This window comes from Pseudomonas oryzihabitans (assembly GCF_001518815.1).
In the GTDB taxonomy this organism is placed as follows: domain Bacteria; phylum Pseudomonadota; class Gammaproteobacteria; order Pseudomonadales; family Pseudomonadaceae; genus Chryseomonas; species Chryseomonas oryzihabitans_E.
The window spans coordinates 4,565,430-4,586,563 of record NZ_CP013987.1; the positions used below are offsets into that span (position 1 = coordinate 4,565,430).

Here is a 21,134-nt window from a genome sequence, read left to right on the forward strand (position 1 = left end):
TTTGCCAAGCACGCCTCATTTGCCTCTCGATTAGCCCAAGACAAAGGCCGCGATCACCGTCTCGCTGATCAATTTCCTTCACCGGCCCTCGCGTTGACAGTCCAAACCCTTTTGACAATCATTGCTCCTGGCTCGAAGTAGCGCTGGGATTGCGCGCTGAGTCTGATGCCGTAAAGGTCAGGGAAGACAGCATTACCTCCCCTCCTCTGCGCCTCGCCGATGGCTGCTCAAGTTCCTGTTTTCTGCGTTGTCAGGCCTTGATATCGGTAAACAAGCCCTCTGTTCATCCCGTCCAGGTGCAAACCCGTGCGGTAGCCATGTCAAAAAAGGACCGGCTGCCAATGAATACACGGCAACCTGTGCGGTAGCCATGCCCAGGCGATGAACAAAGGACGATGGCCGTGCAAGCAATTACCCGCAGGAAAACATGGATGTCATCCGAACGCGTTTCAAACCCCTCAGTAACGCAACTTCAGCCGACCCGAAGCAGGCTGACGGGCACTTGCCTGCGCTTTTTCCGGGTCTCGGTAAAACCTTTGATCAGTTGCGGACAATAACTATAGCCGGTACCGACCGACGTTCATCAGACGGTCATTCAACCAATAAAGGTTGAAACTACCGCTTGCATCTTTTGATTACTGCCGGGCACTGCAAGATCCAGCGTTAACTACTTCAACCGCGCCCTGGTCGCGCACACAGAGGAAAGCCCGATGGCAAGGAATGATCTATCGGAATCGACATTAGGATGTCTAATTGGTGGCGCAGGTCCGGCTGGTCTTGGATTCCTGTTCAACGCCATCAAGCGCGGCGCGATAGAGCAGCTCGCCCGGGCAGGCACCATCATCGTCGATGCCGGAACCGAACTGGGTGCCGGCAAGCTAGGTGACTACCAGATCATCGCCAACTCGGTGAGCGACGTCTTTCTCGACTGTCTGCGCGATCCCCTGCTGGCCCCCATCCTGGCGCCGCTGCAGGCCTCACCGACCTTTCGCCATCTCAAGCTGAATGCCCAGGAAGCGCCTGCGCTGCCCATCGTCGGCCAGCTCTTCCAGCAGGCTGCCGGCCTGGTCCTGCCGTGGCTCGAACGCCAGTACGGCATCCCCACCTGGCGCCAGACCCGCATCACCGAAGTCACCTGCGAAGAATCGGGCTATGTGGTCTGGCTCGAGCAGGCGGGTGCCATCCGTCGCGTTCGCACCTCCAGCCTGGTGCTGAACCTGGGTGGCGAACAGACGCGGCGCAGCTTCGAGGAAAGCACCCAGGCCCTGGGCCTGCAACTGCCCCAGAGCGCCTCGATCGACAGCTCCGACAGTCTGCTGCGTCTGCAACCCGAGGCCCTGCGTCAGCGTTACCGCGCGCGTCTCAAGGACGGCGGCCCCATCTGCGTGGTCGGCGGCTCCCACAGTGCCTTTTCCGCCCTGGACAATCTCGCCAGTGCCCTGCACCACGACGGCCTGCGCGAATTGACCCTGATCCATCGTTCGCCGATCCGGCTGTTCTACGAGACCGCCGCCGAAGCGGTGGCCGCGGGCTACGACTTCGACCCCCAGCAGGACATCTGCCCCATTTCCCAGCGAGTCAACCGCTCGGGTGGATTGCGCTACCGGGCCCACGAGATCGGCCGCCAGGTGCTTGCCGGACAGCCCATCGGCGGTACGCCGGTCAAGGTCAGGGCCCTGCAGCTCGATGGCAGCGCCAAACGCCTGGCCAGCGCCCAGTCGCTGTTCGACAGCGCCGCCCTGCTGGTACAGGGCATGGGCTATCAACCCATAGTGCCCGAGCTGCGTAGCCAGGACGGACGTCCCCTGACCCTGCGCACCCTGCGCGGTGGCCTGGATTCCGATGCGGCCGGCTGCCCGCTGGACCAGCACGGCCAGCGACTCAAGGGATTGCACCTCTTCGGTCTGGGCTCAGGTCTGGCGGTTGATCCCCGACTGGGTAGCGAGGCGTCCTTTTCCGGACGCATCTACGGTGTCTGGCAGTTCCACAACGATGCCAGTCGGGAGGCGCTCGACTCGGTACTCAATCGTCTGGACAGGCCTGGCCTCTCGCGCCGGCAACCGGCCGACGCAGTCGCCGAACACGCTTGACCGAACCGACACGTATCAAGGACTCGATAAGCAGGTACCGGATCATGATCAATGTGACCAAGCCCTATCTGGGCGACAAGGAACGCTTCAAGGCGTATATCGACAAGATCTACGCCAACAACTGGATAACCAATCAAGGCCCTCTGCACGCCCAGCTCGAAGAGCGCCTGCGCGATTATCTAGGGGTCAGAAACATCATCCTGGTCAACAACGGTACCCTGGCCCTGCAGGTCGCCTACCGCGCCCTGGGCCTGTCCGGCAGCGCCATCACCACGCCCTTCAGCTTCGTCGCCACCACCAGTACCCTGCACTGGGAGGGGATCCGGCCGGTCTTCGCCGACATCCACCCGGAGACCTGGAACCTGGACCCGGCCAACGTCGAAGCGGCCATCGAGTCCGATACCTCGGCCATCGTCGCCACCCACGTGTTCGGCAACCCCTGCGATGTCCGTGGGCTGCAACAGGTCGCCAATCGCCACGGCCTGAAGGTCATCTATGACGGTGCCCATGCCTTTGGCACCCTCTACGAAGGCCGCTCCGTGCTGGAGTGGGGCGACATCTCCACCGTCAGCTTCCACGCCACCAAGCTGTTCCATACCATTGAAGGCGGGGCGATCATCACCGAAAACGACGAGCTCGCCGAGCGCGTCCGGCGCATGATCAACTTCGGCATCGTCGATGCCGAGCGCATCGAGGGCGTGGGTATCAACGCCAAGCTCAACGAGGTGTCCGCGGCCATGGGGCTGTGCATCCTGGACGAGCTGGAAGACATCCTGGCCCGGCGCGCCGTCATCGGCCAGCACTATGAGCGCCGCCTGCAAGGCGCGTTCGACCTGCAGCGCCCCACCTACGGCAGCCAGCTGAACTACAGCTACTTCCCGGTGGCCCTGCGCGACGAGCCGAGCCTGCTGGACACCAAGAAAGCCCTGAACGCTGTCGGCATCAATCCCCGGCGCTATTTCTATCCGTCCCTGGAAACCCTGGATTACCTGCAGCCCCAGGCGATCAAGCCGGTCTCGCGCAAGCTGAGCCAGCGCATCCTCTGCGTGCCCATCTATCCGGACCTGCCCCAGACGACTCAGGACCTGCTGCTCGAGACCCTGCTGTCGGCACAGCAGAAAAAGACCAGCCTGGAATCCCTGCGGGCACTCATCACACCGGCACAGCTGCTGCCGAGCTGGGATTTTCCCGGCGACTCCTCCCCTGTTCTAACTTGACCCTGGCCCGCTATCTCCCATGACCAGTCCCGCGAAAGTGTCGGTGTTGCGTAACACCCTGATCAACTATGCCGGCCAAGCCTATGCGCTGCTGATCGGTATCTTGATCCAGCCGATGTATCTCGGTCATCTGGGTGCCGAAACCTACGGTCTGATCGGCTTCTTCGCCGTGCTGCAGACCTGGCTGCAACTGCTCGACGTCGGCATTTCCGCCTCGCTGGTCCGCGACGTCGCCCACGGCCGTGGCCAGACGGGCGCGGCGGGTACCCGCGGCCAGCTGCTGCGGTCACTGGAATTCATCTTCATTCCCCTGGCGACTCTGGCCTTCGTCGCCATCGAGCTGAATTCCAACTGGATGGCGGCCCATTGGCTCAACGTCCAGGGCCTACCCACGGAAACCGTGGCCCACTGCATTGGCCTGATGGGGCTGATGATCGCCTTTCGCCTGCTGTCGACGCTGTACAAGAGCGGCGTCCAGGGTGTCGAGCTGCACGGCTGGCTGAATCTGGTCAACGTGCTGATCGCCACGGTGCGCTACTTCGGCGGCCTGATCCTGGTGATGTGGATTTCCCAGGAGCCCCTGGACTTCTTTGTGTTCCAGGCCTTCGTCGCCGTCTTCGAGATGCTGGTCTATGCGCTCAAGGCCTATCGCCTGCTGCCCAACCCCACCTGGTGGAGCGGTTTCGACTGGCAACGCGTGAAGCCCATCGTGCCCTTCGCGCTAAGCATGTCCTTCACCTCTATTCTGTGGATCGCCCTGACCCAGCTCGACAAGCTGGTGCTGTCCAAGGCCCTGCCGCTGTCCGAATACGGCTACTTCAGCCTGGTGGCGCTGATCTCCACCGGCATCGTCACCCTGACCAACCCGCTGGTGCAGGCGCTGCTGCCACGCATGACGGTACTGGTATCCCAGGAGAAACCGCTCGAACTGGAAAGGCTCTATCGCAACGCGGCACGCTTTGCCTTCGGCATCCTGCTGCCCCTGGCGGCCATGGTGGCCTTCCACGGCGAGGCGCTGGTCTTTGCCTGGACCGGTGACAAGGTCTCCGCCCACTGGAGCGAGCCGATCCTGTTCTGGTACGCCTTGGGCTCCGCCCTGCTCGCCCTCAGCCAGTTCCAGTTCTACCTGCAGTACGCCTACGGCAAGTTGCGCCTGCACGTCTGGTACAGCCTGGTCTCCGCGGCCATCTCCGTGCCCATCGTGATCCTGGTGGTCCTGCATTACGGCGCTTATGGCGCGGCGCTGGCCTGGTTCTTCATGCGCCTGATCCCCTTCGTGATCTGGCCGATGATCGTGCACGGCCGCTTCGCGCCGAATCTGCAGCGCTACTGGAACCAGGATCTGCTGGTGGCCGTAGTGGTGACCGCCATCGGCGTGGGCCTGAGCAAGCTGCTGTACCAACAGATTCAACCGCAGGAGCGATTTTCCATCCTGGCCACCCTTGCCCTGGGCGGCGGACTGACCCTGGTGCTGATGGCGCTGAGCTACGTGCTCTGTTCTCCGAAACAGACCCGTACGCGCCTGTTTTCCCAACTCTACAAAGCAGGTATCTGACATGGACGCTCGGACCGAAGCAGAGATCATGAAGAACTGGCCTACCGACTCCAGTCGGCCAGTCGTCAGCGTCGTCTGCCTGACCTTCAACCATCGTGACTACATCGCCCAGGCCATCGATGGCTTCCTGCGGCAACAGACCAATTTCCCCTTCGAGATCATCATCAACGATGACGCCTCGACCGATGGTACCCGGGACGTTCTCAAGGACTACGAGAGCCGTTACCCCAAACTGATCCGCCTGATCCTGCAACAGGAAAACCAGTACAGCCTGGGCAAGCCCTATGGCATGCCGGTCTTCCAGCACGCCCGCGGCGACTACATCGCCTACTGCGAAGGCGACGACTACTGGAACGACCCGCGCAAGCTGCAGCTGCAGGTGGATTTCCTGGAAAACAATCGGGACTACGCCCTGACCTTCCATGCCTCCTATGCCTTCAACAGCAAGGGCATCGTCAATCCGCAGCGCTTCGATGGCCAGGATCACTACGACCGCAGCGAGACCGAGCTGAAGCAGGCCCTGCCGCTGTCCACCCTGACCGCCTGCTTCCGCAATGTCCTGCGGGGACTGCCGCCGGAACTGGAAACCGCCGCGCTCATGGACATCGTCTGGTGGTCGCTGCTGGGCGCCCATGGCAAGGGCAAGTTCATGGAGGAAATCCGTCCGGCCGCCTACCGCGTGCACGAGGGTGGCATCTTCTCCATGCGCGCCAGCCAGAAGCGCCTGCAGATGGATCTCCATACCCAGTACTGCCTCGCCAACTACTACTACCGCCTCGGCGACAGAGACCTGCACATCTTCTTCCTGCGCCAGGTCCTGAGTCTTTCGCTGTCCTCGATTCCGCCGACCCAGAAGGTCAAGGCGCTGCTTCGAGCGGTGTGCAACATCACTGTGAACATCGGGCGACGCTTCGCCCCCAAACGCGTCACCTACTGAACTTACCCATAGCAGTTTTCCGGCTGCGACGTATCCAGCTAAGAGGAAGGGATCCCCCATGACCGCCATGCAGCGCTCTTCGTTCGAACAACACGAAGAACAACATCTGGACCTCAAGACGATGGCCCTCACGCTTCTCGATCACAAGAAGCTGATCGCGGGCATCACCGCGGGCTTTCTGGCCGTGGGCATCACCTATGCCGTGCTGTCCACCCCGCAGTACATCGCCGGGGCGATGATCCAGATCGAACCCAAGAAGAATGCACTCACGGCGGTTGCCGAGACCGTGGTGCGCCCCAACTCGGCCTCGCCGGCGGTAGCCGAGATCGAGCTGCTGAAGTCGCGCGCGGTGCTGACCAAGACCGTGGAGAACCTGCGCCTGGATATCGAAGCCAAGCCACGCTTCTTCCCGCTGATCGGCCACTACCTGTGGCGGACCTACGAAGCCGACAAGCCGGGTCAACTGGCGGACAGCTGGTCGCCGCTGCGCGGTTTCGCCTGGGGCGGCGAGCAGATCGACGTCTTCCAGTTCGACGTTCCGGACGACATGTACGGCGAGACCCTGACGGTCGTGGCCGGCAACAACGGTCGCTATCGCCTGCTGGACAAGGACAAGCAGCCGCTGCTGGATGGCCAGGTCGGCCAGATGGCCAGCGGTAACGGCTATCGCATGCAGATCAAGACGCTGACCGCGCGTCCTGGCACCGAATTCAAGGTGACCCGCAACCGCGTCATCACCACCGCCCAGCTCTATCAGAACCGCATCAAGACCAGCGAAGCGGGCAAGGAATCGGGCATCATCTACCTGTCCCTGGCGGACGAGAATCCCGACCTGGCCAAGAGCGTCCTGTCCGAGATCAGCCGCCTGTACGTGCTGCAGAACGTCGAGCGCAGCTCGGCGGAAGCGGCGCAGCGCCTGGACTTCCTGCGCGGCCAGCTGCCGGCGGTACGCAAGGACCTGGAAAGTGCCGAAGCGGCGCTGAACAGCTATCAGACCAACAGCCGCTCCGTGGACATCAGCCTGGAAACCAAGGCGGTCCTGGACAAGATCGTCACCCTCGACAGCTCCATCTCCCAGCTCAAGCTCAAGCAGGCTGAATACGATCGCCTCTATACCCGCGATCACCCCAGCTACAAGACCCTGCTGAACCAGCTCGCTCAGCTGGAAGTGGAAAAACGTAGCTTGTCGCGCAAGGTGGAAGCCCTGCCCAGCACCCAGCAGGAGCTGCTGCGCCTGAACCGCGACATGAAGGTCACCAACCAGACCTATCAGCTGCTGCTCAACCAGGCTCAGGAACAGGACATCATCCGCGCCGGCACCATCGGCAACGTGCGCCTGGTCGACAACGCCGACGTCAACCTCGACGAACCGGCCACCAACCGCAAGATCGCGCTGATCCTGTCGCTGCTGCTGGGTCTGGTGACGTCCGTCGTGGTGGTCTTCGTTCGCCAGGCCTTCCAGAAGGGCATCGAGAATCCCGACACCGTCGAGCAGATCGGCCTGCCGGTCTACTCCACCCTGCCCTTCACCAAGGACCAGGAGCGCCTGAACCGTCGCCTGAAGAAGAAGACCCGCACCGGCGAGCCCAATCTGCTGAGCGTGGTGCAACCGGCCAACCTGGCGGTGGAATCCCTGCGCAGCCTGCGTTCGAGCCTGCACTTCGCCATGCTGGAAGCCAAGAACCGGGTGATCATGATTTCCAGCCCGACCCCGGGCGTCGGCAAATCCTTCGTCTCCAGCAACCTCGCCGTGGTAGTCGCCCAGTCGGGTCAGCGCGTACTGCTGATCGACGCCGACATGCGCAAGGGCTACCTGCACCGCGTGTTCGGCCTGCAGCCCCAGGCCGGCCTGTCCGAACTGCTGACTGGCCGCAGCAAGCTGCGCGAAACCATCGTGCCGAGCGGTGTCGCCCAGCTGGATGTCATCGGCTGCGGTCAGGCCGCGCCGAATCCCTCGGAGCTGCTGATGCACGCCAACTTCTCCCGTCTGCTGGACGAAGTGGGCAGCCTCTATGACCTGGTGATCGTCGATACCCCGCCGATCCTGGCGGTGACCGATGCCGCCCTGGTGGGTCGTCTGGCCGGTACCACGCTGCTGGTCACCCGTTTCGGTCAGAGCACCCTCAAGGCCGTGGAGAACTCCCGTCGTCGCTTCGCCCAGAACGGCATCACCATCAAGGGCGCCATCCTCAACGGGGTCCAGCGCAAGGCGTCGATGGCCATCGAGGACGATGGCGCCTATGGCTACTACGAATACGGCCCCCGTACCTGATCCGCCGCTCCGCCGCGACTGACTGCTTCCCAGAGAAGGAACTCACCCCATGACGCTCGCCCATCCCACCGGTCACTGGTATCTGGTGCAGACCAAGCCCAACCAGGAAGCCCGGGCTGAAGAAAACCTGAGCAGACAGGGCTATGTCTGCTTCAGGCCCCAGCGCGAGCGCAAGGCGTCGGGTAGAAGTCGCGCGGCAGGCAGCGAGTCGCTGTTCCCGGGTTATCTGTTCATTCAGCTCAACGACGTGAACGACAACTGGTATCCCATCCGCTCGACTCGCGGCGTCAATCGGATCGTCAGCTTCGGCACTCAGCCGACGGCCGTGAGCGAAGGCATCATCGACGACATCCGCCAGCGGCTCGCCACGCTGGCGGAGCCTGCTCCTACCCACCAGCCCGGCGAGACCGTGCGGGTGCAGTACAGCCAGGCGCTGGAAATGGACGCGGTTTTCCTGAGCGCCGACGGTAACGAGCGGGCAATCATCCTGCTCCGCATCCTGCAGCGCGAACAACGGGTCAGCGTTTCTCTTGATCAATTGTCGGCAGCGACTCCCGTCAACCAACGGTTGCGCGCCTGACCAAGAACTGTAAGACCCTTTGGAGGAGTCTCTTCATGCAATGCAAAACCACGGTCGTTACCGTCACCTACGGCAATCGCCTCGGCTATCTGGAGCAGCTGGTCACCCGCGCCCTGGCCGAACGCACCATTCACCAGGTCGTGGTGGTGAGCAACGCGGCGACGGTGTCCCTGGATAGCCTCGAAGCCCGCTGGCCCGGCCAGGTCAAGGTGATCGCCCTGAGCGAAAACACCGGGTCCGCCAACGGTTACGCCGTGGCCCTGGAAGCCGCCCTGGCCACCGATACCACCCATATCTGGATGATGGACGACGACAACGCTCCCCTGGGCGATGCCCTCGAGGTGCTGCATCGCCGTCTGGACGAACTCGGGGCCGTCCATGGCCGCGACAAGGTCGCCGTGCTCGGCTACCGGCCGACCCAGCAGGCCGACATCGCCCAGTGCATTCCCACCCGGATGATCACCCAGCCACGTTCGAGCTACTTCGGCTTCCACGTGGCCCGTATCCCCTACAAGATCTGGCGCCGCCTGCCCTGGGGTCGTCCGCGCGGCGGCAAGCCGGAAGCCCTGGTCGAGCTGCCCTTCGCGCCCTATGGCGGCATGCTGGCCCACCGCAGCCTCTATGAGCGCATCGGCCTGCCGCTGCGCGAGCTGGTGCTCTACTCCGACGACACCGAGTACACCTACCGCATCACCCAGGCCGGCGGAAAGCTGTTCATGGTCACCGAGGCGGAGCTCGAAGAGCTGGAGCACTCGTGGAACATCAAGGAAGGCACCAGCAACGTCTACCAGAACTACCTGCAGGCCGGCTCGGACTTCCGCGCCTACTACGCCGCCCGTAACCAGGCCTGGTTCGACAAGAACGTCTGGGCCAGCTCCCGGCCGATGTACAGCCTCAACCGCTACGTCTTCCACACGCTGCTCAAGTGGTTCGCACGCGACGACAAGAGCCGCCAACGTCTGGCCCTGATCCGGCAGGCGGTCCAGGACGGCGAAACCGGGGCCCTGGGTATAAACCGCAGCTATCCACTATGAAACTGCTCTTTCTCAACAGCTTCTATCCGCCCCATGTGGGCGGAGGCGCAGAGCTCATCCTGCAACGCAGCGTGGAAGGCTTCCAGCAGCGCGGCCACGAGGTCGCCGTGCTGGTGACCGGCCCCGAGCAGGGTGTGCACCAGGAGACGGTGAACGACGTTCGCGTCTATCGCGCCGGGCTGAAGAATTTCTACTGGCCCCTGACCCAGCAGCGCCCCGGTCCGCTGGCGCGCTTCGGCTGGCACTTTCGCGACCAGTACAACAGCGCGATGCGCGCGCCCCTGCGCGAGGTGCTGCAACGGGAAAAACCGGACCTGGTGGTGTGCCACAACCTGTCCGGCTGGTCGGTAGCGGCCTGGGACGAGATTCGCGACAGCGGTACCCCCATCGTCCAGGTGCTGCACGACATGTATCTGCTGTGCCCGAAGAACACCCTGTTCAAGAAGGGCCAGAGCTGCCAGAACCTTTGTGGCAGCTGTGCCGCCCTGCGTCGGCCCCACGCCGAGCATTCCGCCAAGGTGGATGCCGTCGTCGGTGTCAGCCGCTACCTGCTGGACACCATCCTGAACAAGGGGTACTTCCGCGGCGTGCCGAGCCAGGTCATCCACAACAGCAGCCTGATCGCCGGCAGCACCGCGGAGATCCCGGCAGCCAGGTCCGACGGCGCCGTCCGCTTCGGCTACATGGGCACCCTGTCGGAAAACAAGGGCGTGGGCTGGCTGATCGAGCAGTTCCAGCGCCTGTCGCTCAACGCGACCCTGACCATCGCCGGCAAGGGCCAACTGGATTACGAAGCCCAGCTCAAAGCCATGGCCGATCCCCAGAAGGTCAGCTTCGTCGGCTATCAGAAGCCCGCGGACTTCTATCGAGAGATCGACGTCTTCGTGGCGCCTTCGCTATGGGCCGAGCCCTTCGGCATGGTCGCCGTCGAGGCCTGCGCCTTCCAGAAGCCGGTCATCGCCAGCCGCATGGGCGGCCTGCCGGAGATCGTCAGGGATGGCGTGAACGGCCTGCTCTGCAATGCCGAGGACCGCGATTCCCTGGGACGTGCCCTGCAACGCCTGCATGACGATGCCGAGCTGCGGCAGCGACTGAGTCTGCTGAGCCGGACCGCGGTGGCTGACCTGCTCAGCATGGACACCATGCTCGACAGTTACCAGAGCCTCTTCGAGCGCGTCCTGGGCGAGGCGCAGCATGGCTCGACCGCGGCGCGTCACGTTCCTCATACACAGCTTTCCAACTGATCCACCCAGGTCACGGCAACGGGCAGAATCATGATCATCGTCAATTCCCGCTTCATCACCCAGGATCTTCGCGGCGTTCAACGCTTCGCGGAATGCATATCGCTGGAGCTGGCGAAGCTGCGATCCGACCTGCGCTTCGTGGCGCCGCCCGGCGTCGTCAGGCCCGACGTGGCCAAGCGACTGAACATCGAAATCATTGGCACTCGCCAAGGCCAGCGCTGGGAGCAATGGGACTTGCCGAACTGGTTGAAAAGCCAGGGCAGCCCCCTGCTGCTGTCGCTGTGCAGCACGGCGCCGCTGCTCTACACCAACCAGATCGCCACGCACCACGACATCAACTATGTGCGCTTTCCCGAAAGCTATTCGTGGAAATTCCGCACCTCGTATCGCTGCCTGATCCCCATGCTGCTCAAGCGGGCGAACTCCCTGATCACCGTCAGCGAATTCTCCCGGGACGAGATCTCGCGCTTCTATCGCTATCCGAGCAGCTCGATCACGGTCGTGCCCAACGCCGTGGCCGACGCCTTCACCCTGGCAGATCGGGTCGCTGGCGCAGAACGCCCCTATCTGCTGGCGGTGTCCTCGCCCAGCTACCACAAGAATTTCTCGCGGATGCTGGAAGCCTTCGCCGCGCTGCCCCGGGATCTGAACGTCGAATTGCGCATCGTGGGTGACAGCCACGCCGTGTTCGGCCAGAGCGATCTGGTGACCCTGGCCGCCAGGGATCCTCGGGTGAAGCTGCTCGGCCGCATCGACGACGCGGAACTGGCTCGCCAGTATTGCCAGGCCACCGCCTTCGTCTTCCCGTCGCTCTACGAGGGTTTCGGCATTCCGCCCCTCGAAGCCCAGGCGTGCGGCTGCCCGGTGATCTCCGCCAACACCGCCTCCATGCCAGAGGTGCTGCAGGACAGCGTGCTCTACTTCGATCCCCACGAGACCTCCAGCATCACCACGGCGATGTGGACCATCCTGCAGGACGAGCAACTCAGGAACACGCTGCGCACCAAGGGCCTGGCCAATATCCAGCGCTTCAACTGGCAGACCTCCGCGAGCAAGGTCTCCGCGCTGCTGGACAAGGCCCTGGCAACGGCACCCAAGACCACCGACAGGGCTGCCTGAAAACACATCACGACACTAGATCAGTGACCAAGAAAACTCATGGAAGAGACATGCAAAGCCTTGGAAGGCCAGAGTCGTTTTTCTGCCTCCCTGACTCTCGAGAACGCCTCATGCGAGTCCAGACACGTCGTGCAGGCCGCTGATCGCCACGTCCTGGAAGGTGGCTCGAACAACACTGCGGTCGCGGCCGCGGAGCACCTGGAAAACGCCTACTTTTTCGAAAAGCCTGCAACCGACGCCGTCTTTGCGAAAAGCCCAAACATCAAGTTGCACGAACTCGAAAGCGCCGTGGAAGGCATCGAGATTACTCGGCTGCCCTGGGGATATGCAGTGACCAGAAAAACCAGCACTCCATGAATCAGCACCAGCACTTGATTTCATTTCACGCTTAAGGAAGACGACATGAAAATCGCCATCGTTCACGACTGGTTGGTAACCTTTGCTGGCGCCGAACGCGTGCTTGCTGAACTGCTCGATATCTGGCCGGAGGCCGACCTGTTCAGCGTGATCGACTTTCTGTCGGACGAGGATCGGGCGCTCCTGCAAGGCAAGCAGGCGACCACGACCTTCATCCAGCGTCTGCCCCAGGCCAAGAAGCGCTATCAGACCTATCTGCCGCTCATGCCGCACGCCATCGAGCAACTCGACCTGTCCGGCTATGACCTGATCATTTCCAGCAGCCATGCAGTGGCCAAGGGCGTCCTGACCGGCCCGGACCAGCTGCACATCAGCTACGTCCACTCGCCCATCCGCTACGCCTGGGACCTGCAACACCAGTACCTCAAGGAAGCCGGTCTGGACCGCGGCCTCAAGGGCAAGCTGGCGCGCGTCATCCTGCACTACATCCGCATTTGGGATCAGCGCACCGCCGCTGGCGTGGACGCCTTCGTGGCCAACTCCTACTTCATCGCCCGTCGCATCAGCAAGGCCTATCGCCGCGAAGCCAAGGTCATCTACCCGCCGGTCGACATCAGCCGCTTCACCCCGGCTGGCGACAAGGACGACTTCTACCTGACGGCCTCGCGCATGGTGCCCTACAAGCGCATGCCCATGATCGTCGAAGCCTTCAGCCAGATGCCCGACAAGAAGCTGGTGGTGATCGGCGCCGGCCCCGAGTTCGAAAAGGCCAAGGAAGTCGCCGGCCCCAACGTCACGCTGCTGGGTTACCAGGACTTCGACTGTCTGCTCGATCACATGCGCCGAGCACGGGCCTTCGTCTTCGCCGCCGAGGAAGACTTCGGCATCACCCCCATCGAAGCCCAGGCCTGCGGTACGCCCGTCATCGCCTATGGCCGGGGTGGCGTGCTGGAGACCGTGCGGGGCCTGGAAACTCAGCATCCCACCGGCGTCTTCTATCCGGAGCAGAGCGTAGCCTCACTCTGTGCCGCCGTGCGCCAGTTCGAAGCCCTGGAAACGCCGATCAGCCAGCAGGCGTGCCGACAGAACGCCGAACGCTTCGCGACCAAGCGTTTCCGTCAGGAAATGCGTGCCTTCGTCGAAGCCCGGGTTGCCGCGCTGCATCTGCCAACCGACCTGGATCTGGATATCGTGACGCCCTTTCCCAGCAAGGGCCTACAGCCGAGTTCGCTGAACACGGCCTGATCGTTACTCCTTCACGTCCATGAATTCCCGCGCCCAGACTCGATATTCCTGCAATGTCGAGTACTTGGTGGACAGCTCGGAAGCGGACAGATCGGACGCCGTGATGTCGCGCTGCTCTCGCAGGCAATCGTAGGTCGCCTTGATCGCGGCGAAGTAGGCGGCATGACCATTCACCACCACCCGTACCCCGGCCTTGGCCAGGCGTGCGTTGTCGCGCAGCTGGGGATTGCCGTAGGTCACCAGCATCACCGGGACGGTCAGGTGCTGGGTAATCTCTTCCAGATGATCGAAGTCGCGAATGCCGACCATGCAGATGCCATCCGCGCCCGCCGCCTCGTAGGCCTTGGTGCGGGAGATGACTTCCGCGGTGCTCAGTTCGGTGGCATTGGTGCGAGCGAAGATGCTCAGGGCTTCGTCGATACGGGCTTCCAGCGCACCCTTAATCTTGCCGATGCCCTCTTCGACGCTCACCAGGTCGGTGGATTTGCGACCATAGCCAGCCGGCAGCACGGTGTCCTCGATGGTCAGGGCCGCTACCCCGGCCCGTTCGAGCTCGGTGATGGTACGCATGACGTTCAGGGCATTGCCGTAGCCGTGATCGGCGTCGGCGATGATGGGCAGGCGTGCGACCCGGCCAATGCGCGTGGCCTGTTCGACGAACTCGCTCAGGGTGATCAAGGCGAAGTCCGGTGCCGCCAGGACCTGCAGGGAAGCCACCGACCCGCCGAGAATGCCCATTTCGAAACCGAGGTCGTTGGCGATGCGCGCCGACATGGGATCGAAGACGGACGCCGTGTGGTAGCAGCTGTCCGATTTCAGCAGGGCTCTGAACGCTAAACGCAGCTTGTGCGGGGAGGTTGGCTTCATAGGATTTTCCTTCTGGGAGTTACCGAACAGACAATGTTAGCGCGACAAGTAGTGGTCACACGACCAGATGTCTGGCTTTGAGATAAATCGATTCATCAATCTGACTCATGGTCGACACTCAGCCTCGCGTCCGCGATCGCCAGGAGCTAAGGACCCTCGCCGTATCAAGGACCAGGCCGATGGCCACTCCTGTACCGGCGCCGAGAGCCGGAAATTTCGATACCCAAGGCGCCCGGGCGACGTGACAATAGCGGCCAGGTCCTGTCTCTCTCCTGCCGATTCTGTCATTGCCTACTGCCATCATGCTCGCCGATGCCTTTCTAGAACGCTTCACCGCCCTGGATCTCTTTCTGACCCGGCATCAGCATCTCTGGCGACCCAGACCCTTCGTCGAACGGGCGCTGGACTGGGAGGCGGGCTACCCGGAGCTGGCCAGCTGGTTGCGGGCCCGCAGTCTGGAAGAGGCCGAAGAGGCCCATAATACGCCGCAACTGCTGGAGGCGCCTGAACCCTTCCGCGGCCTGGCAGCGACGTCGTTGGCCCTCACCCAGGTCAGCGAACACCCAGACAGCCTGGGCGGCGACCTGCCTGGCAGGCAGGACGTCGACGTGCCGGGGCGCAAATGGCTGCAGATCGAAGCCTTCACCCGCAAGCTGGATTTCCAGCAGCCCGTGCAGCGCTGGGTCGACTGGTGCGCCGGCAAGGGACACCTGGCCAGGCACCTGACCCATCGAGGGGCACCGGCCATCTGCCTGGAGGTCGATACGGCGCTGGTCGAGGAGGGAGAAAGGCTCAGCCATCGGGCTCATGCGCCCGTGCACCATTATCAGGCCGATGTGCTCCAACCGCTGGCAACGGCTCAACTCGGCACCCGCGACACGCCCGTCGCCTTGCACGCCTGTGGCGACCTGCACGCACAGCTGCTCAAGGTAACGGCGGAACGCGGGTGTCAGCAGCTGGCCCTGGCGCCCTGCTGCTATGACCGGATCACCGCCGAGGTCTATTGCCCGCTGTCCACGGCAGCCAGGGAGTCGTCGCTTCGCCTGGACCGTGAAGCCCTGCGACTGGCCCTGTGTGAAACCGTCACCGGCGGACAGCGAGTGCGGCGTGACCGGGATCTGTCCATGGCCCGGCGGTTGGGATTCGATCTCTTGCAGCGCGAGCTCAGCGGATGCGATGTCTATCTCAACACCCCACCGCTGCCCAGCCATTGGCTACGCCAACCGTTCTCGGCCTTTGGCGCAGAGCTGGCACGGCGCAAGGCGCTGACCCTTCCCGCCGGTATCGACTGGTCGCTCTGGGAACGTCGGGGCTTCCAGCGACTGGCGGAAGTTCGTAATCTCGAACTGTTGCGTGGCCTGTTCCGCCGTCCGCTGGAGCTCTGGCTGGTACTGGATCAGGCGCTGTTCCTACAGGAACAAGGTTACAGCGTGAAGTTGGCGACCTTCTGCCCGGCCAGCCTGACACCGCGAAATCTGCTGCTGACCGCGGAAAAGCCTGTCTTGGCCTAGGCCACAGCCGCTCTATCCTGCACGTTTGTCGGAATCTGAGCAGGGAAATGTAAAAAATACCTTTTGGTGATGGACTTCTCACAAAGTCTGCACAATAGTTAGATTGCAATCTCGCAAAAAGCAGGAATAACAAAAATGCGCTACTACCTGCCCGTTTGGACCGGCGTCGCCGGTTGCCTCGTCTTCGCCCAAGCCCAGCTGCCCTGGCTTGCGGTGGCCTCGCTCCTAGTCAGCTGGTCTTTCCTGTTGTTCTCTCCGGATAACTCCAGAAGCTCGGCCTGGCACTCCAAGATTTCCACCCTCCCCGTCAATTCCCCCTTGAGCTTTCAGTCCCACCATCGCCATTGAGGCGTTCCGCAGGCCAGGGACTGGCCTACATCCGATCTGAGCATTCAGCCTGTCTCAATGTTTAGTGAACAGGATCACAAATCCTACATCCCGCGCTCAAGTCCGACGGAACGTTTTCCCCTCTCGTGCTGCCCAGATAAACCACTCATCGCGCCTTGATGCGATAGAAGTGTGCCACCCGTCCGGCCGCGCTGTGACGCACTCCCCCCTTCTTCACATCCCCTCTCCCGCCGCACCTCGTCTGGCGTGCTATTTGCCCTGATTTGGGCTAGCTCGACAGCGCCTCCCTGCCTTTCTACCGTGTGAACCTCTTAATCAGTGCCGAGTCCTAACGTCGCTACAGCCATCATGGCATTTAGCGATCGGTGGTCAGTCATCGGTCCTAGAGCGCCATAGTGAACATTTCATACGCTGGTAGCTGCCCCGCCCAGTTGAAAGTTCGTGCACGGTATACGCACAAGGATGGAACCATGAATTTGAAAGAACGCGGCATTTTGCATACGAATTCCTCGGCAATCTCGCTCGCACACCGCCTGCTCGACCTCGCCGTGATCACGTTGAGCGCCTATGTGGCAGGTACCTGGGCGTCGGAAACCGGCATGCGTCCCGAGCATTGGGTCGTCATCTTCCTGTCCTTGCTGATCTTCCATTTCCTCACCGAGCTGAACCATGTCTATGGTTCCTGGCGCGGTGAGCGCATCACGGATGAACTGCTCAAGATCGCCACCTACTGGGTGCTGACCTTTGCGACCGTATTCATGGTCGACTACTTCTTCTTCGACCAGTCCTACCTCTCGCCCGGCGTGATGCAGGGCTGGCTGGGCCTGACGCTGGGTACGCTCTGCGGCTATCGCGTGCTGTTGCGCTCGATCATGCACTCGCTGCGCAAGGCCGGCATCAATACCCGCCACGTCGCCATCGCCGGCAACGGCATGGTCGCGCAGCGTCTGGCGCACACCATCAGCACGGCGCCCTGGATGGGCCTGCGCATCGCCGGCTTCTATAGCGACAACCAGGACACCGGCGAAGAAGGCGTGCCCAGCCCAGCCCTGAACGGCGGTCTGGACCAGCTCATGCAGGACGTCCGCTCCGGCCAGGTCGACAAGGTCTACATCACCCTGGGCATGGCCGACCAGAGCAAGATCAACTGGCTGGTCCAGGAGCTGAGCGACACCACGGCGTCCGTCTACATCATTCCGGACATCTTCATGTTCCACCTGCTGCACGCCCGCAGCGAGAGCCTGGATGGCCTGCCCAGCATCAGCATCTTCGATACGCCGATGGATGGCGCCAGCCACATCGTCAAGCGTATCGAGGACATCGTGCTGTCCTCCATCATCCTGGCCATGATCTCCCTGCCCATGCTGGCCATCGCCATCGGCATCAAGATTACCTCGCCCGGCCCGATCTTCTTCAAGCAGAAGCGCTACGGTATGGACGGCAAGCCGATCGAGGTGTGGAAATTCCGCAGCATGAAGGTCATGGAAAACGGTGCCAAGGTTACCCAGGCGACCAAGAATGACACCCGGATCACCCCGTTTGGTGCATTTTTAAGACGTACTTCTCTCGATGAATTGCCTCAATTCATTAATGTACTCCGCGGCGAGATGTCCATCGTCGGCCCGCGCCCCCACGCGGTCGCTCACAACGAGCAATACCGCAAGCTGGTGCAGGGCTACATGCTCCGCCACAAGATGAAGCCCGGCATTACCGGTTGGGCCCAAGTCAATGGCTGGCGCGGCGAAACCGACACCCTGGACAAGATGCAGAAACGGGTCGAGTTCGATCTGGACTATATCCACCACTGGTCTTTCTGGTGGGACGTCAAGATCATCTTCCTCACCCTGTTCAAAGGCTTCATCAATAAGAACGCATACTGAGATACGGCCGGGGCCACGGGCCCCGCTACTCAGCACGACGATCTGGAGCCTGGACTCCTGACTCTAATTACATCGGCAGCGAGCAACGCCTGAAGACAGGCCATTGCTGGGCTATCTGCCGTCGATACCTGTTGTCCGGACAACAGGAAGGTTTTGAAGAATGATCAAGTCAATATTGGTTGTATGCGAAGGGAACATCTGCCGCAGCCCGGTCGCAGAAGCACTACTGGCCAAGGCACTGGAAGGCCGTGACGTCCAGGTCAGCTCCGCTGGTATCAGGGCGCTGGTTGGTCATGGCATTGAGAAGACTGCACAGGAGGTACTCCGGGAAAACGGTATCGATTCCACTACCCACAAAGCTCGCCAAGCGGATGCGGAAATGCTGCGCAAGGCGGATTTGATTTTGACCATGGAAGAGTTTCACTCACGCTCCGTCGAAAGTATTGCTCCTGAAGTCAGGGGTAAGGTTTTTCTGATCGGGAAATGGTTGAGCAATCAAGAAGTACCAGACCCTTATCGCCTTTCTAAAGAGATGTTTCAAAATGTGCACATACTTTTGACGCGCTGTGTAGACAGTTGGCTTCCATACATCAAATAGGGAAGAAGGAATTTCATGACTACGATGCCTCGCTTTACTCCCGAAGTTAAGAACGAGTCGGATATTAACTTTTCCGCACTCTTTGGTATGTTGATCGATTACAAATGGCAACTCCTGTCGGTAATCGGTATTTTCGCCGCGCTCGGTATTGGCTACGCCATATTGGCCACCCCGATGTATTCATCCAACGCCATGATCCAGATCGAACTGGAAAAGAAGGGCGTTACCCGACTGACCGATACGTCCACCGGCATGCCGCCGCCCATGCCCGAGGCGGTGACCGAGATCGAGCTGCTCAAGTCGCGCTCGGTGATCGGCAAGGCGATCGAGAACCTCAAGCTGGATATCGAGGTCAAGCCGCGTTATTTCCCGATGATCGGCAACTTCGTCGCCCGTCGCTTCGAGCCGCAGAATGACACCGACGTCGCCTCCCCCCTGCTCGGCCTGAACAGCTTCGCCTGGGGCGGCGAGAAACTGGTCATCGATCAGCTGGAAGTACCTGACAGCAATCTCGACAAGCCGATGAAGCTGAAGGTCGAGGACAATCAGAACTTCACCGTCTTCAACGCCGATGACGAAGTGGTGCTGCACGGTGGCGTTGGTCAGCCCGTGAATAACGCCGGCTACCAGATCAAGGTCGCTACCCTGCAAGCGCGTCCGGGTACCGAGTTCACCATTACCAAGAAGCGCTTCTCCAAGACCATCCAGGAATACCAGGGCCGTATCGTGGCCGGTGAACGCGGCAAGATGTCGGGCATCATCGGCGTCGGCCTGCAGGATCCGGATCCGCTGAAGGCCCAGGCCATCGTCCAGGAAGTGGCGGACATCTATGTTCAGCAGAACATCGATCGCAACGCTGCCGAATCGACCCAGAGCCTGGAGTTCCTGCGCGCCCAGATCCCGGTGGTGAAATCCGACCTGGAAAAGGCCCAGTCCGCGCTGAACTACTACCAGACCAACAAGAAGTCGGTCGACATCGACAGCGAGACCAAGGGCGTCCTGGAACAGACCGTTTCCCTGGATAACCAGATCTCCGAGCTGAACCTCAAGCGCACCGAGATGGACCGCAAGTTCACTCGTCAGCACCCGGCCTACCAGGCGCTGATGAGCCAGTTGGGTCAGCTGCAAGCTGAGCGTGCCAAGCTGCAGAAGCGCGTCGAAGTGCTGCCGGAAACCCAGCAGGAACTGCTGCGCCTGAACCGCGACATCGAGGTGACTGGTCAGACCTACGCCCTGATGCTGAACAAGGCCCAGGAGCTGGAAGTCATTCGCGCCGGTACCGTGGGTAGCGTCCGCATCATCGACAATGCCAACGCCAACGTCGACGATCCTTCGGCCCCCAACAAGCCGCTGATCATCGCCGTCGCCATCATCCTGGGCGGCATCGTCGGCCTGGCCATCGTCTACACCCGCCACACCCTGCGTCGCGGTGTCGAGACCCCGGAAGCCATCGAGCAGATCGGCCTGCCGGTATACGCCTCGATTCCCTACAGCAAGAACCAGGCGGATACCACCAAGGTACTGGGCACCAAGAAGCCGGGCGAATCCTCGCTGACCGCCCTTACCCATCCGACCGATCTGAGCACCGAGGCGCTGCGTAGCCTGCGTACCAGCCTGCACTTCGCCATGATCGAGGCCAAGAACAACATCCTGATGATCTCCGGTCCCAGCCCGGGCGTCGGTAAGTCCTTCGTGTCCTCGAACCTGGCTGCGGTAATCGCCGAGTCCGGTCAACGCGTGCTGCTGATCGACGGCGACATGCGCAAGGGCTACCTGCACAAGCTGATGAACACCAAGCAGCAGGACGGCCTGTCCGATCTGCTCAGTGGCCGTATCGCCCTGAACGATGCCATCAAGAAGACCGAAGTCGGCAGCCTGGATTTCGTCTCTTGCGGCCAGTTCCCGCCGAACCCGTCGGAACTGCTGATGAGCCTGAGATTCACCACCGTGCTGAAGAAATTCAGCGAGCTGTACGACATCGTGATCATCGACACCCCGCCGATCCTGGCAGTGACCGAGGCGGGCATCATCGGCAGCCACGCCGGTACCAGCCTGATCGTCGCACGTTTCGGCGTGAACAGTGTCAAGGAGCTGGAAGCGACCAAGCGCCGCTTCGACCTCAACGGCATTCCGCTCAAGGGTGTGATCTTCAACGCCGTGGAGCGCAAGGCCAGCAACTATGGCTCCTACGGCAACTACCACTACTCCTATGAGCAGGGTAGCCAGAGCTGATGCAGTACCCCGGCTGGGCGGCCTGACCGCCGTCCAGCCAATCCCTTC

The 21,134-nt window shown here is 61.8% G+C and carries 16 protein-coding genes; 14 read left to right on the forward strand and 2 right to left on the reverse strand.

Translation table 11 applies throughout. From position 1 onward, the window contains the following. Positions 1-710 precede the first annotated feature (710 nt). From APT59_RS20830 to APT59_RS20870, 9 genes are read left to right on the forward strand one after another with little or no spacing between them, the layout of a single operon-like run. A complete protein-coding gene (locus tag APT59_RS20830) occupies positions 711-2,090 on the forward strand; it encodes a pyridine nucleotide-disulfide oxidoreductase (protein WP_059316583.1) in 1,380 nt (459 codons plus the stop codon). Between the two features lie 44 nt (positions 2,091-2,134). Beyond that, positions 2,135-3,307, forward strand: a complete 1,173-nt coding sequence (locus APT59_RS20835; protein ID WP_059316584.1) for a DegT/DnrJ/EryC1/StrS family aminotransferase — start codon at positions 2,135-2,137, stop codon at positions 3,305-3,307. Positions 3,308-3,326: 19 nt separating this feature from the next. Continuing rightward, a complete protein-coding gene (locus APT59_RS20840) occupies positions 3,327-4,862 on the forward strand; it encodes a lipopolysaccharide biosynthesis protein (RefSeq protein ID WP_059316585.1) in 1,536 nt (511 codons plus the stop codon). 1 nt (position 4,863) lies between these two features. Then, positions 4,864-5,799 (forward strand): glycosyltransferase family 2 protein, encoded by a 936-nt coding sequence (locus APT59_RS20845; protein WP_059316586.1) that lies wholly within the window; start codon positions 4,864-4,866, stop codon positions 5,797-5,799. A 58-nt stretch (positions 5,800-5,857) separates the two neighbouring features. After that, positions 5,858-8,071: a polysaccharide biosynthesis tyrosine autokinase gene (locus APT59_RS20850; protein WP_059316587.1), complete on the forward strand. Its 2,214-nt coding sequence runs from the start codon at positions 5,858-5,860 to the stop codon at positions 8,069-8,071. Between the two features lie 49 nt (positions 8,072-8,120). Beyond that, entirely contained in the window at positions 8,121-8,651 is a 531-nt protein-coding gene (rfaH, locus tag APT59_RS20855; RefSeq protein ID WP_059316588.1) for a transcription/translation regulatory transformer protein RfaH, read from the forward strand. A gap of 35 nt (positions 8,652-8,686) precedes the next feature. Next, positions 8,687-9,685, forward strand: coding sequence for a glycosyltransferase (locus APT59_RS20860; RefSeq protein WP_059316589.1), 999 nt, complete (start codon positions 8,687-8,689; stop codon positions 9,683-9,685). Continuing rightward, positions 9,682-10,929 carry a glycosyltransferase family 4 protein gene (locus APT59_RS20865; protein WP_059316590.1) on the forward strand — a complete coding sequence of 416 codons (1,248 nt, stop codon included), beginning with the start codon at positions 9,682-9,684 and terminating at the stop codon, positions 10,927-10,929. Before APT59_RS20860 ends, APT59_RS20865 begins: the two co-directional genes overlap by 4 nt. A 30-nt stretch (positions 10,930-10,959) precedes the next feature. Beyond that, positions 10,960-12,048 carry a glycosyltransferase family 4 protein gene (locus APT59_RS20870; RefSeq protein ID WP_059316591.1) on the forward strand — a complete coding sequence of 363 codons (1,089 nt, stop codon included), beginning with the start codon at positions 10,960-10,962 and terminating at the stop codon, positions 12,046-12,048. 108 nt (positions 12,049-12,156) lie between these two features. Here APT59_RS20870 and APT59_RS22495 read toward each other — a convergent pair whose 3' ends face one another. After that, positions 12,157-12,471: a hypothetical protein gene (locus tag APT59_RS22495; RefSeq protein WP_156428978.1), complete on the reverse strand. Its 315-nt coding sequence runs from the start codon at positions 12,469-12,471 to the stop codon at positions 12,157-12,159. Between APT59_RS22495 and APT59_RS20880 the strand changes: the two genes are divergently transcribed. Further along, entirely contained in the window at positions 12,451-13,650 is a 1,200-nt protein-coding gene (locus APT59_RS20880) for a glycosyltransferase family 4 protein (protein WP_059316593.1), read from the forward strand. The genes APT59_RS22495 and APT59_RS20880 overlap by 21 nt on opposite strands. Positions 13,651-13,653: 3 nt before the next feature. On the opposite strand, the gene APT59_RS20885 is transcribed toward APT59_RS20880, so the two are convergent. Beyond that, positions 13,654-14,517 (reverse strand): isocitrate lyase/PEP mutase family protein, encoded by an 864-nt coding sequence (locus APT59_RS20885; RefSeq protein ID WP_059316594.1) that lies wholly within the window; start codon positions 14,515-14,517, stop codon positions 13,654-13,656. 272 nt (positions 14,518-14,789) lie between these two features. On the opposite strand from APT59_RS20885, the gene APT59_RS20890 reads away from it, so the two are divergent. From APT59_RS20890 to APT59_RS20910, 4 genes are all read left to right on the forward strand, one after another. After that, entirely contained in the window at positions 14,790-16,028 is a 1,239-nt protein-coding gene (locus tag APT59_RS20890) for a methyltransferase (protein ID WP_059316595.1), read from the forward strand. Positions 16,029-16,846: 818 nt separating this feature from the next. Continuing rightward, positions 16,847-18,256: an undecaprenyl-phosphate glucose phosphotransferase gene (locus APT59_RS20900; protein ID WP_059316597.1), complete on the forward strand. Its 1,410-nt coding sequence runs from the start codon at positions 16,847-16,849 to the stop codon at positions 18,254-18,256. A 160-nt stretch (positions 18,257-18,416) separates the two neighbouring features. Continuing rightward, entirely contained in the window at positions 18,417-18,854 is a 438-nt protein-coding gene (locus APT59_RS22310) for a low molecular weight protein-tyrosine-phosphatase (RefSeq protein ID WP_082696400.1), read from the forward strand. Between the two features lie 15 nt (positions 18,855-18,869). Then, positions 18,870-21,086: a polysaccharide biosynthesis tyrosine autokinase gene (locus APT59_RS20910; RefSeq protein ID WP_059316599.1), complete on the forward strand. Its 2,217-nt coding sequence runs from the start codon at positions 18,870-18,872 to the stop codon at positions 21,084-21,086. The last annotated feature ends 48 nt before the right edge of the window (positions 21,087-21,134 follow it).

What these genes read in the sequence shown, in the direction of transcription:
- APT59_RS20835 (WP_059316584.1), top strand. Translation starts at nt 2,135, where the DNA reads ATGATCAATGTGACCAAGCCCTATCTGGGCGACAAGGAACGCTTCAAG.
- APT59_RS22310 (WP_082696400.1), top strand. Translation starts at nt 18,417, where the DNA reads ATGATCAAGTCAATATTGGTTGTATGCGAAGGGAACATCTGCCGCAGC.
- APT59_RS20830 (WP_059316583.1), top strand. Translation starts at nt 711, where the DNA reads ATGGCAAGGAATGATCTATCGGAATCGACATTAGGATGTCTAATTGGT.
- APT59_RS20910 (WP_059316599.1), top strand. Translation starts at nt 18,870, where the DNA reads ATGACTACGATGCCTCGCTTTACTCCCGAAGTTAAGAACGAGTCGGAT.
- APT59_RS20900 (WP_059316597.1), top strand. Translation starts at nt 16,847, where the DNA reads ATGAATTTGAAAGAACGCGGCATTTTGCATACGAATTCCTCGGCAATC.
- APT59_RS20860 (WP_059316589.1), top strand. Translation starts at nt 8,687, where the DNA reads ATGCAATGCAAAACCACGGTCGTTACCGTCACCTACGGCAATCGCCTC.
- APT59_RS20880 (WP_059316593.1), top strand. Translation starts at nt 12,451, where the DNA reads ATGAAAATCGCCATCGTTCACGACTGGTTGGTAACCTTTGCTGGCGCC.
- APT59_RS20840 (WP_059316585.1), top strand. Translation starts at nt 3,327, where the DNA reads ATGACCAGTCCCGCGAAAGTGTCGGTGTTGCGTAACACCCTGATCAAC.
- APT59_RS20885 (WP_059316594.1), bottom strand. Translation starts at nt 14,517, where the DNA reads ATGAAGCCAACCTCCCCGCACAAGCTGCGTTTAGCGTTCAGAGCCCTG.
- APT59_RS20850 (WP_059316587.1), top strand. Translation starts at nt 5,858, where the DNA reads ATGACCGCCATGCAGCGCTCTTCGTTCGAACAACACGAAGAACAACAT.
- APT59_RS20845 (WP_059316586.1), top strand. Translation starts at nt 4,864, where the DNA reads ATGGACGCTCGGACCGAAGCAGAGATCATGAAGAACTGGCCTACCGAC.
- APT59_RS20870 (WP_059316591.1), top strand. Translation starts at nt 10,960, where the DNA reads ATGATCATCGTCAATTCCCGCTTCATCACCCAGGATCTTCGCGGCGTT.
- APT59_RS20865 (WP_059316590.1), top strand. Translation starts at nt 9,682, where the DNA reads ATGAAACTGCTCTTTCTCAACAGCTTCTATCCGCCCCATGTGGGCGGA.
- rfaH (WP_059316588.1), top strand. Translation starts at nt 8,121, where the DNA reads ATGACGCTCGCCCATCCCACCGGTCACTGGTATCTGGTGCAGACCAAG.